Annotated in this window: 9 protein-coding genes; 2 read left to right on the forward strand and 7 right to left on the reverse strand. The window is 71.5% G+C overall.

Annotated features, from left to right (window positions below; translation table 11 throughout):
• Positions 1 to 37: 37 nt before the first annotated feature.
• Complete coding sequence (locus ACRDP3_RS28525) at positions 38 to 544, reverse strand: hypothetical protein (RefSeq protein WP_431519915.1); 507 nt, start codon at positions 542 to 544, stop codon at positions 38 to 40.
• Between the two features lie 145 nt (positions 545 to 689).
• Positions 690 to 2,393, reverse strand: coding sequence for a helix-turn-helix domain-containing protein (locus ACRDP3_RS28530; RefSeq protein WP_431519916.1), 1,704 nt, complete (start codon positions 2,391 to 2,393; stop codon positions 690 to 692).
• A gap of 209 nt (positions 2,394 to 2,602) precedes the next feature.
• On the opposite strand from ACRDP3_RS28530, the gene ACRDP3_RS28535 reads away from it, so the two are divergent.
• Positions 2,603 to 3,598, forward strand: coding sequence for an ArsR/SmtB family transcription factor (locus tag ACRDP3_RS28535; RefSeq protein WP_431519917.1), 996 nt, complete (start codon positions 2,603 to 2,605; stop codon positions 3,596 to 3,598).
• Between the two features lie 33 nt (positions 3,599 to 3,631).
• On the opposite strand, the gene ACRDP3_RS28540 is transcribed toward ACRDP3_RS28535, so the two are convergent.
• The 5 genes from ACRDP3_RS28540 to ACRDP3_RS28560 form a co-directional block, all read right to left on the reverse strand.
• A complete protein-coding gene (locus tag ACRDP3_RS28540) occupies positions 3,632 to 4,810 on the reverse strand; it encodes an XdhC family protein (protein WP_431519918.1) in 1,179 nt (392 codons plus the stop codon).
• A gap of 39 nt (positions 4,811 to 4,849) precedes the next feature.
• Positions 4,850 to 6,334 (reverse strand): NCS2 family permease, encoded by a 1,485-nt coding sequence (locus ACRDP3_RS28545; protein WP_431519919.1) that lies wholly within the window; start codon positions 6,332 to 6,334, stop codon positions 4,850 to 4,852.
• A 96-nt stretch (positions 6,335 to 6,430) separates the two neighbouring features.
• On the reverse strand, positions 6,431 to 8,839 hold the full coding sequence (pucD, locus tag ACRDP3_RS28550) for a xanthine dehydrogenase subunit D (protein WP_431519920.1): 2,409 nt from the start codon (positions 8,837 to 8,839) through the stop codon (positions 6,431 to 6,433).
• Position 8,840: 1 nt separating this feature from the next.
• Positions 8,841 to 9,389 (reverse strand): (2Fe-2S)-binding protein, encoded by a 549-nt coding sequence (locus tag ACRDP3_RS28555; RefSeq protein WP_431519921.1) that lies wholly within the window; start codon positions 9,387 to 9,389, stop codon positions 8,841 to 8,843.
• A complete protein-coding gene (locus ACRDP3_RS28560; protein ID WP_431519922.1) occupies positions 9,380 to 10,303 on the reverse strand; it encodes an FAD binding domain-containing protein in 924 nt (307 codons plus the stop codon). The genes ACRDP3_RS28555 and ACRDP3_RS28560 overlap by 10 nt, the downstream gene beginning before the upstream one ends.
• A gap of 258 nt (positions 10,304 to 10,561) precedes the next feature.
• Between ACRDP3_RS28560 and ACRDP3_RS28565 the strand changes: the two genes are divergently transcribed.
• A partial coding sequence (locus ACRDP3_RS28565; RefSeq protein ID WP_431519923.1) for a PucR family transcriptional regulator ligand-binding domain-containing protein occupies positions 10,562 to 11,115 on the forward strand: 554 nt, incomplete at its 3' end.

An 11,115-nucleotide genomic window follows, 5' to 3' on the forward strand; every position in this document is an offset into this window, starting at 1 on the left:
CTTCGAGGGAGAGCCGGGCACGTAGGGGCCGTGCTGTTTACGCGTAGGGGTTGCGGTGCCAGTCGCCCTTGGCGCAGGTGTCTCCGCTGCCCCACGAATCGTTCTTGCACACCCGCACGCGGGCGTACCGGACGTCGAATCCGTCCGTGAAGGCGGGGATCGTGCGGGTGACGCCGTTGCCCTTGCAGTTCCGGTTGTAGTCCCGGACCCGGCTCTTCCCCGTGATGACTTGACCGTTGCGAGCGGACTTGAACTGCATGAAGGCGAAGGTGTCGTAGCCGTCACGGCAGCTCTTGTCGTTGATGTGCACCCTGATCCCGCTGGTCTTGCCGGCGCCCTTCCACGTCCACTTGGCCGATCCGTAGGCGTAGCTGCGACTGGCCTTGGAATAGCCGCCCTTGCCGAGTGCGTGCTGGCCGGGTGTGGAGGCGGTGGGCTTGGTGGTGTCGGCGACCGGCTGCGCGGCCGTGGCCGTGACGCCGCCGCCGGTGGCGATCAACGCGGCGGCCCCGATGCCGACGAGGACCTTCTTCGGCGCAAGCATGATTCTCTCCGATCCGCACCGTTTTACCGGGCCGGTGCTCCCCCTGACGGATCCAAGGTCCCGAATGCCGCTGCGGCGGACCAGGTGTTCCGGGCGGGGGCGAAACAGCACCGCCGTGTTCCGTACAGGAAGGCCGCGCCGGCATTCACCGGTGTTCGATCAGCACCGGCTCCTCGTCGAAGCCGATCCGTTCACCTGCGCGGACTCCCGCCTTCCTGCCGTCCAGGTGACGCAGGCGGTACGCGCCCTTCTCCAGAGTCACCTCGGCGCGCCCCCGCGTCGTCCAGAGCACATCCAGCGGCTTGCCCGCGCGCTCGAACCGGCAGGTGTACGCACCCTCCGCCAGGCCCATCTGCGCGCCGCGGCCGCAGGAGGCGATCTTGGCGCCGTCGAGCCACTCCATGAGGCCTTCCATCCGCCGCCCGGCCTCCGTCGGGGGCCCGCCGACCGGCTGGACCACGAGAGGGAGGTCCCTGCTCCCCCAGCTGTAGAAGTACATCCTCGTCATGCCGTACGGCCGGCTGAAGAGCCCCGCCAGGTAGAAGCGCACCGCGTAGTCGCGGGCACGCCGGGCCTCCAGCGGCGGAGCCACACCGATGTCTCGGTCCGGACCGGTGTTCCACAGCCGGATGTTGGCGATGCCGTCCTCGTAGAAGATGCGGTGCACAGTGCGAGCGAGTTCGATGATCTCCTCGGGACGGCCGTCGGGCCTGCGGGGAGGCAGCTTCAGCGCCGCGACGTCGCAGCTTTCGTAGGCGCCGGTCCGCGCGAACTTCCGCAGCCGTTCCAGACCTTGCCTGGTCCACAGTCCCCCGAAGGACGGGCAGGCGATCACCGCCCCGGGATCCACTTGGCGGATGATCCTGGAGGCCCGCTCGACCATGTCCGCGAGTGTCGTGAGGCTTCCGGCGTAGTGATGCCGGTCGCTGGGGTAGTCCCACAGTTCGTACGACTCGATGCGGTCACGGTAGCGCTGGGCGACCTTCTCGACGAAGCGGTCCCAGTCGTCCAGGTCGTCGGGAGGCGAGGCCATCGAGTCCGGGAAGGCGGACTTGCGGCCGTCCGGGGCCGCCCACAGGGGTGTGCCGCCGAAAGTGAACAGGGCCGGCAGCCCGTCCCGTCCGGCACTCTTGACCATCCGGTCCAGGATCGTCCAGTCGTAATGGCGGCGCCGGCGCTCGATGCCGCCCCAGCGGGTGTTGCTGTTCCACAGCCGCACGGCACCGGTGCGGAAGCCGGGCATCTCTCCGGTATCGGTGTTCAGTGTCTGACCGAAGAACTCCGGGTCCACCGGGCGCGGCGCCACGGACCAGAGCGGCCCCTCGGGCTGCTGCTCGTCGGACTCCGGGCCTCCCGCTGTGCTGCCGGTACCGGCGTCGGTACCGGCTGCGACGTTGTCGGCCCAGCCGCCCACATACGAGGTCGCAGTCACCGTCGAGGTGACGACGAAGGCCACCAGCAGTGCCGCCGCCCGCAGCAGGAAGTACGTACGCAGCGGAACGGGGGTGCCGCCCTCCTCCGCGACCGCCTGGTCCTGGAGGTCCGGCTCCGCCTCACCCTCCTGCTTCTGCTCCTGCTCCTGCTCCTGCTCCTGCGCGGCGATCGCCGAGCGCCACGCCCGGTAGAGCCGGTCCAGCTCCGCCTCACTGGCGCCGCAGACGCGGGCGACGCACTCGACCACCCCGAAAGTGCCCGGCAGAGTGGCGCCTTGGCAGTAGCGGTGAAGTGTCGATCGGCTGAGGCCCGTGCGATGGGCCAGCGCGGCGTAGCTGCGTCCGCTGCGCTGCTTCAGCTCCTCCAGCTGTTCCGCCAGCGGTAACAGTCCAGGTGTTCCCGTACCGGACGACATCGCGGCCCCCCTTACCCCCGTGAGCTGTGGGACGCCGAGTCAACTCGTCCCACATTCAACAAAACTAGCAGCTCACACGTCGCGAGATGTCCCGTTGTCCCAAGTCCCGAGTTCGCCTTGCCGCAGCGCCGAACGGGACAGCAAGGTCACTGCATGCCGAGAGGCCGCTCGGCTGAAGCGGCGAGCACGTCTGGTACATCGGGGGACACATGCTGCGCGTACATTTCACTTCCGGAGACCTGGCCCGTACGCGGATCGCCGACGGACCGGATCCGCTGTGGGAATCCGTCCTGAGCCTGCATCGAATGCAGGAGCGCCGGCCGGACTCTGTTCCGGCCGACTGGCGGAAGCACGTCGCACAGCAGGCCGCGGAGCCGCTGCGTCTGCTGATTCCGCTCGTTCCCGCCCGCGGCTATTGCCCCGATTTCCTCACACCCGCCGGAGCCGCCGAAGGCTTCGAGGCCGGGCTGGACGCCTTGCTTTCGACACCTCGGAGCCAACTGCGCAGTGAGATCGGCAGATTGGGGGCAAACGGCCCCCTCGATCCCTGGACCCGTTCGGTCGGGGAGGGTGCCGCGCCGGCACTGAGCCGACTGGGCACGGCGCTGCGCGACTACCAGCGCATCGCCCTGGGCGCGACGTGGCATCGCCTCCGCGCCCGGATCGAAGCCGACCGCGCTCAGCTCGCCCGCACCCAGTGGTACAGAGGCACCGAGGCGATGCTCCGCACCTTCGGACACGGCATCCGATGGCGACCGCCCGTGCTGGAGTGCGAGTACCCCGTCGACCGTGACCTCCAGCTCGAAGGCCGTGGGCTGCTCGTGATCCCGTCGTACTTCTGCCGCCGTACGCCTGTCGCGCTGGCCGACACGTCCTTGCCGCCGACGCTCGTGTATCCGGCCACGACAACGCACTCGACAGGACCCACGGCGTCACTGGCCGACAACGCGGACACCGCCCATCTCGCCCGGCTTCTCGGGCACACAAGGACCGCCGTACTGCAGTCCGTCGGCGGCGACTGCACGACCAGCGAACTGGCCCGGCGGGCAGGGGTTTCCCTCTCCTCCGCCAGCGAGCACGCGTCCGTGCTGCGCGGCGCGGGTCTGATCTCCAGCAGCCGCCGGCGCAACGCGGTGCATCACGCCATCACAGCGGTGGGCCTTGCCCTGCTCGACGGACGCCACCACGGGCCCGTCGCCGCGTGATCGCGCGTCACACGACGTGAACCGGCCGGGGGTTCACCTGACCGCGCCCGACGGGGCGGGGTGGTGGATGGGGGTGTGGGCGCCCGTCAGGGGGAGGCCGCTGCCGCCGTGGCGGGACGCGACGATCTCCGCGGCGATGGACAGCGCCGTCTCCTCCGGCGTACGGGCACCGAGGTCGAGCCCGATCGGCGAGTGCAGGCGGGCCAGTTCCGGCTCGGTGAGGCCCGCATCGCGCAGCTGGGCGAGCCGGGACAGGTGGGTGCGGCGGGAGCCCATCGCGCCGACGTAGGCGAGCGGCAGCCGCAACGCCCGTTCCAGCAGCGGGACATCGAACTTGGCGTCGTGGGTGAGGACGCACACGACCGTACGGGCGTCCAGTTGCTGGGAGTCCAGATAGCGGTGCGGCCACTGAACGACCACCTCGTCCGCCTCGGGGAAGCGGGCCCGGGTCGCGAAGACGGGGCGGGCGTCGCAGACCGTGACCCGGTAGCCGAGGAACGCGGCGGTACGCACCAGCGCGCTGGCGAAGTCGATCGCGCCGAAGACCAGCATCCGTGGTGGCGGGGCGCTCGACTCGACCAGCAGCGTGACCGTGGGGCCGCAGTCGGGAATACTCCCCTCGGCCGCCGCGCGGGCTCCCGTGCCAGGGGGGCCGCCCTCCGCGCCGGTCTCGACGGTGGCCGTACGGCCCGCGTTCAGCAGGGCGCGGGTCTCCGCGACGGCGCTCGTGTCCAGCGCGGCGGAGCCGCCGAGCGTGCCGGAGGCGTCGCCCTCGGCTGGTACGTACAGGGCGCGGCCCAGCAGTTCGTCCGGGCCGGCCACCACCCGGGCGCCGGCCGCCGCCTCCCCCCGCGCGGCGGCGGCCAGCACGGCGGCGTAGGTCGCGCGTACCTCGGAGCCCGCCCGTACCGGCGTCACCAGGATGTCGATGACGCCTCCGCAGGTGAGCCCGACGGCGAAGGCGTCCTCGTCGCTGTAGCCGAACCGTTCCCGCACGGCGCGGCCGGAGGAGAGGGTCTCCTGGCACAGCTCGTAGACCGCGCCCTCCACACAGCCGCCCGAGACGCTGCCGATCGCCTCCCCGGCACCGTCGACGGCGAGCGCGGCACCCGGTGGCCGGGGCGCGCTGCCGACGGCCGCCACGACGGTGGCGACGGCGAAGTCGCGCCCCTCCTCGCACCAGCGGTGCAGTTCAGCGGCGATGTCCAGCATCTTTGGTGCTTCCTTCGTCGGTACGTACGGACGTGGCGGCTACCGCACGCCCAGCCAGCCCTCGATGGGGCTGAGGGCGAAGTAGGCGAGAAAGACCGCCGCCAGCACCCACATCAGCCGGCCCGGTTCACGCCACCTGCCCTGGACGGCCTTGATCAGAACATACGAGACGCAGCCGGCGGCGATGCCCGCCGTGATGGAGTACGTGAAGGGCATCAGCACCGTCGTGAGGAACACCGGGATCGCGGTCGCCGGGTCGTTCCAGTCGATGTGCCGGGCACTGGTCATCATCATCGCGCCGATGACGACGAGGGCCGCCGCCGCGACCTGCGTCGGGATGATCTGGGCCAGCGGGGTGAAGAACAGGCACAGCGAGAAGCCGAGTCCGGTGACGACGCTGGCGAGGCCCGTACGGGCGCCGTCGCCGACCCCGGCGGTGGACTCCACGAAGACGGTCTGCCCGGAGGCTCCGGCGATGCCGCCGGCCACGCCGCCCGCGCCGTCGATGGCCAGGGCCTTGCTCAGCCCCGGCATCCGGCCCTCCCGGTCGGCGAGCCCGGCCTGCTGCCCGATGCCGATGATGGTGCCGATGGCGTCGAAGAAGCCGGCCAGCACGAGGGTGAAGACGATGACGCCGACGGTCACGGCGCCGACGTCGGCCATGCCGTCGAAGGAGACCTTGCCGAACAGGCCGAAGTCGGGGGTGCTGACGAGGCTCCCGGAGATCTCGGGCGCGTTCCGGCCGCCCCAGTCCTTCTTGCCGAGCCCGGCGAAGTGGTGCACCAGCCCCGCCACGACGGTGCCGCCGACGATGCCGATGAGGATCGCGCCGGGCACCCGGCGTACCTGCAGGGCGAAGATGAGCAGCACGGTGACGGCGAAGCACAGCACCGGCCAGCCGGTGAGCAGGTCGCTGGTGCCGAGCTGGACGGGCTTGGCGCCGGCGACGCCGCCGGGGCCCGGCATGCTGGTGACGAAGCCGGCCTGGACCAGGCCGATGAGGGTGACGAAGAGGCCGATGCCCATGGTGATGGCGTGCTTCATCGCCGCCGGTATGGCGTCCATGATGAGCCGCCGCAGGCCGGTGACGACGAGCAGGATGATCACGGCGCCGTAGATGACGCACATGGCGAACGCGTTCGGCCAGGTCATCTCCGGGGCGACCTGGAAGGCCAGCACCGCGGAGACGCCCAGCCCGGCGGCCAGCGCCAGCGGAACGTTGCCGGCGATGCCCATCACCAGGGTGGTCGCCGCCGCCGCGAAGGCGGTCGCCGTGGTGACCTGGCCGGCGTCGAGAGTGGCCCCCTCCGCGTCGGGGACGGAGAGGATCACCGGGTTGAGCAGGACGATGTAGGCCATCGCCATGAAGGTGGTGATGCCGCCGCGCACCTCACGGGCGAGAGTGGAGTCCCGTTCGGAGATGTGGAAGTACCGGTCGAGCCGGGACCGTCGGGCGGGCGGGCGCGGGCCGGAGCCCGCCGCGTCCTGAGCCGGGGTTTCCGGCTCCACTCGTGACTGGGTCATGTGCTGACTCCCAACTTTCGGGGATGTGCACGACCCGGGGGACGGCCCGAGACGAACGTGAGCAATTGAGCGGTTGAGGGTTGAGCGGTTGAGTGCCTACGTGCCGGTCAGGTGCTCCGGCCGTACCGGCACCCGGTTCAGGGCGAGACCGGTGGCGGCACGGATGGCGGCGACGACCGCGGGGGTGGAGGAGAGGGTCGGCGCCTCACCGACGCCGCGCAGCCCGTACGGGGCGTGCGGGTCGGCGAGTTCGAGGACATCGACGGGGATGGCGGGGGTGTCGAGGATGGTGGGAATCAGATAGTCCGTGAAGGAGGGGTTGCGCACCTTCGCGCCCGGATCGACGACGATCTCCTCCATCACGGCGAGGCCCAGGCCCTGCGTCGTACCGCCCTGGATCTGCCCGACGGTCGACAGCGGGTTCAGCGCCTTGCCGACGTCCTGGGCACAGGCCAGCTCCACGACCTTGACCAGGCCGAGTTCGGTGTCGACCTCGACCACGGCACGGTGCGCGGCGAAGGAGTACTGGACGTGTCCGAAGCCCTGCCCGGTCTTGAGGTCGAACGGCTCGGTCGGCCGGTGCCGGAACTCCACCTCCTCCTCGAACGCCTCCTCCCCCAGCACCTCCGTCAGTGCGGCGAGCACCTCACCCCCGTCGGTGACGATCTTGCCGCCCTCCAGCAGGAGTTCCGCGGCGGCCCAGGCGGGGTGGTGGCTGCCGAGCGTGGCCCGGCCCCGCTCCAGCACCCGCTCCCGCACGGCCTCGCACGCCTTCTTCACCGCGCCACCCGTCATGTAGGTCTGCCGGGAGGCGGAGGTGGAGCCCGCGGAGCCGACCTGGGTGTCGGCCGGGTGGATGGTCACGCCGGAGACGCCCAGTTCGGTGCGGGCGATCTGCGCGTGTACGGTGACGCCGCCCTGGCCGACCTCCGCCATCGCGGTGTGCACGAGGGCGACGGCTTCGCCGCCGACGACTTCGAGCCGCACCCGTGCGGTGGAGTAGTCGTCGAAGCCCTCGGAGAAGCCGACGTTCTTGATGCCGACGGCGTAGCCGACGCCGCGCACCACGCCCTCGCCGTGGGTGGTGTTGGACAGACCGCCGGGCAGCGCCCGTACGTCCACGCCCGTGCCGCCAGTCGGCTGCCCGCCGGCGGCACCGCTCTCCCACTGCTTCGCGGGCGGCATCGGCAGCGCCTTGACCCGGCGCAGGATCTCGGCGACCGGGGCGGGGGCGTCGACCCGCTGGCCGGTGGGCAGCAGCGCGCCCTGCGACATGGCGTTGCGCTGCCGCAGTTCGACGGGGTCCATCTCCAGGGCCTCTGCGAGCCGGTCCATCTGCGACTCGTAGGCGAAGCACGCCTGTACCGCACCGAAGCCGCGCATGGCACCGCACGGCGGGTTGTTGGTGTAGAGGGCGAGCGCCTCGATGTCGACGTTGTCGACGACGTAGGGGCCGACGCTGAGCGAGGCCGCGTTGCCGACGACGGCCGGGGAGGAGGAGGCGTACGCGCCGCCGTCCAGCACGATGCGGCACGTCATGTAGAGCAGCCTGCCGTCACGGGTGGCGCCGTGCTCGTAGGTGAGCTTGGCGGGGTGACGGTGCACGTGCCCGAAGAAGGACTCGTAACGGTTGTAGACGATCTTGACGGGTTTGCCGGTCGCCATCGCCAGCAGGCACGCGTGGGCCTGCATGGACAGGTCCTCCCGGGCGCCGAACGCGCCGCCGACGCCCGAGAGGGTCAGCCGCACCTTGTCGGCGGGGAGGCCCAGGACGGGGGCGAGCTGGTCGCGGTCGACGTGCAGCCACTGGGTGGCGATGTAGAGGTCGATGCCGCCGTCCTCGGCCGGTACGGCCAGGCCCGACTCCGGGCCGAGGAAGGCCTGGTCCTGCATGCCCACTTCGTAGTCGTGGCGGACGACGACGTCGGCCTCCGCCTTCGCCGCCGCGACGTCGCCGCGCACGATGGGCTGCCGGTGGACGATGTTGGGGTGCGACACGTGCGCCGCGTGGTGGTCGTCGCGGCCGGGGTGCAGCACGGTCGCACCCGCGCCGGTGGCGCTCTCCTCGTCGTGTACGGGCGGGAGTTCTGCGTACTCGACGCGGATCTTGGCGGCGGCGCGGCGCGCGGTCTCCGGATGATCGGCGGCGACGATGGCGACGGCCTCGCCGTGGTAGCGGACCCGGTCCTTGGCCAGCACGGGCTGGTCGTGGATCTCCAGCCCGAAGTGGGTGGTGGCGGGCAGGTCGTCGTGGGTCATGACGCTGTACACGCCGGGCGTCTTGAGCGCTTCGGAGATGTCCACGGAGCGGATCTCGGCGTGCGCGTACGGGCTGCGCAGGGTGCAGCCCCAGAGCATGTCCTCGTGCCACAGGTCGGAGGAGTAGGCGAAGTCGCCGGTGACCTTGAGGGTGCCGTCGGGGCGCAGCGTGGATTCGCCGATGCCGCCCCTGGTGGGGCTGGTCTGGGTGATCGTGGTGGGGAAGGTGCGGGCCGCGTCGGTCATCTCAGGCCACCCCGTCCGTACTGTCCGTACTGTCGGCACTGTCCGCACGCGCCGCGGCGAGCCGCACCGCGTCGAGGATCTTCTCGTAGCCGGTGCAGCGGCACAGGTTCCCGGAGAGGGCCTCGCGGATGTCGGCGTCGGAGGGCTGTGCGTTGCGCTCGATGAGCTCGTCGGCGGCGACGAGCAGCCCCGGGGTGCAGAACCCGCACTGCACGGCGCCCGCGTCGATGAACGCCTCCTGCACGGGCGAGAGCCGGTCCTCGGCGCTCATGCCACCGCTGTGCCCCGCGCCCGCACGCTGCCTGGCGTGGTCGGCCAGCCCCTCGACGGTGAGCACCTCGCGGCCCTCGACCTGACCGGCGGCGACCAGGCAGGCACAGACCGGCTCGCCGTCGAGCCGGACCGTACAGGAACCGCACTCGCCCTGCTCACAGGCGTTCTTCGAACCGGGCAGGCCCATCCGCTCGCGCAGGACGTAGAGCAGGGACTCGCCCTCCCACACGTCGTCGGCCTCGTGCTGCCGTCCGTTGACGGTGAATGTCACGCGCACTGGGCGCCTCCTTCGTCGGTACGGGCGGTGCGGGGGCCGGTGCCGGTGCCGGCCGCGCGGTAGCCGTCCCAGACCCAGCCCAGCGTCCGGCGGGCCATGACGCCGACCGCGTGCCGACGGTAGGCGGCGGTGCCGCGTACGTCGTCGATGGGATTGCAGGCCGCCGAGCACAGTTCGGCGAACCGCCGGGCCACGGACGGCGGCACCGCGCCGCCGCTGTCCCAGCAGCCCTCCTCGGCCAGCGCCGCGGTCAGGAAGTCCTCGGCGGCAGTCGCCCGGAAAGGGGTCGGCGCCGCGGAGCCGACGGCCGCCTTCACCGTGCGGGTCCCCGGGTGCAGCGCGATACCGAAGCCGCAGACGGCGATGACCATGGCGTTGCGGGTGCCGACCTTGGAGAACTGCTGCGGTCCGGTCGCCTTCCTGATGTGCACCCGCTTGATCAGCTCGTCGGGGGCCAGCGCGTTGCGCTTGACCCCGGTGAAGAAGTCCTCGACCGGGATGCGGCGGGTACCGCGCACCGACTCCGCCTCGACCTCGGCGCCGGCGGTGAGCAGCGCGGGGTGGCAGTCACCCGCGGGGGACGCGGCTCCGAGGTTGCCGCCGACGCTGCCCCGGTTGCGGATCTGCGGAGAACCGACGGTGCGGGAGGCCAGCGCGAGGCCCGGCAGCTCCGTGCCCAGCCGCTCGATGATCCGCGTGTACGGCACACAGGCCCCCAGCAGCACGTCCTCCGCCCCGACCTCCCACTCGTGCAGCTCGGTGATGCGGTTCAGGTCCAGCAGGTGGCCGGGGCGGCGCTGGTCGAAGTTGATCTCGACCATGACGTCGGTGCCGCCCGCGATGGGCACAGCGGTGGGGTGCTCGGCCTTCGCGGCGAGCGCCTCCTCCCAGCCGGCGGGGCGCAGGAACTCCATTGGTGGCTTCTCGATTCGCTCAGGTCGTCCAGGTCGTCCGGGCAGGCCGTTCGTCGTCCGATCGCCCGGTGCGGGCCGTCATGTCTCAGTAGACCGATGCATGCCCAGCGGGGGGCAGTCACCGAAACCATGAAGCGCTCGCCCGGTCGTCGGCCCCGTCTTGTAGATTCGAACGAACGCCGGAGAGCTGATCACTCGCGCGATCCACCGGCGACCCGGATCCGCTCCACGCCAATGGCCCCGACCAGGAGGAACAGCATGCGGCTGCGCGCACTCCTGGAGAACCGCTCCCTCGGTCTCCGCCTGCTCGGGGGGGAGCACGAGCTGGACCGTACGGTCCGCGGAGTCATGACGACCGACCTGCGCGACCCCAGCCGCTACCTTTCCGGCGGCGAGCTGGTGCTCACCGGTCTGGCCTGGCACCGGGCCGCCTCCGACTCCGAGCCCTTCGTGCGCATCCTCGTGGCCGCCGGGGTCGCCGGACTGGCGGCGGGCGAGGCCGAGTTCGGCACGGTGCCCGACGACCTCGTCGTGGCCTGTGCCCGGCACCGGCTGCCGCTGTTCGCGGTCGTCGAGGACGTCGCCTTCGCCACCCTCACCGAACACGTGGTGCGGCAGGTCTCCACCGAGCGGGCCGGTGACCTGGCGGCCGTCGTGGACCGGCACCGGCGCATGATGTCCTCCGGCCCAGCGGGCGGCGGGCCCGACGTCGTACTGGACCTGCTCGGCTCGGACCTGGACCTGCCGGCCTGGGTACTGTCCGCGACCGGGCGGGCCGTGGCGAGCGCGGGCGGGGGCGGGGGCACCGGGAC

The organism is Streptomyces sp. (genome assembly GCF_050698815.1).
GTDB lineage: Bacteria > Actinomycetota > Actinomycetes > Streptomycetales > Streptomycetaceae > Streptomyces.

What these genes read in the sequence shown, in the direction of transcription:
- ACRDP3_RS28525 (WP_431519915.1), bottom strand. Translation starts at nt 544, where the DNA reads ATGCTTGCGCCGAAGAAGGTCCTCGTCGGCATCGGGGCCGCCGCGTTG.
- ACRDP3_RS28530 (WP_431519916.1), bottom strand. Translation starts at nt 2,393, where the DNA reads ATGTCGTCCGGTACGGGAACACCTGGACTGTTACCGCTGGCGGAACAG.
- ACRDP3_RS28535 (WP_431519917.1), top strand. Translation starts at nt 2,603, where the DNA reads ATGCTGCGCGTACATTTCACTTCCGGAGACCTGGCCCGTACGCGGATC.
- ACRDP3_RS28540 (WP_431519918.1), bottom strand. Translation starts at nt 4,810, where the DNA reads ATGCTGGACATCGCCGCTGAACTGCACCGCTGGTGCGAGGAGGGGCGC.
- ACRDP3_RS28545 (WP_431519919.1), bottom strand. Translation starts at nt 6,334, where the DNA reads ATGACCCAGTCACGAGTGGAGCCGGAAACCCCGGCTCAGGACGCGGCG.
- pucD (WP_431519920.1), bottom strand. Translation starts at nt 8,839, where the DNA reads ATGACCGACGCGGCCCGCACCTTCCCCACCACGATCACCCAGACCAGC.
- ACRDP3_RS28560 (WP_431519922.1), bottom strand. Translation starts at nt 10,303, where the DNA reads ATGGAGTTCCTGCGCCCCGCCGGCTGGGAGGAGGCGCTCGCCGCGAAG.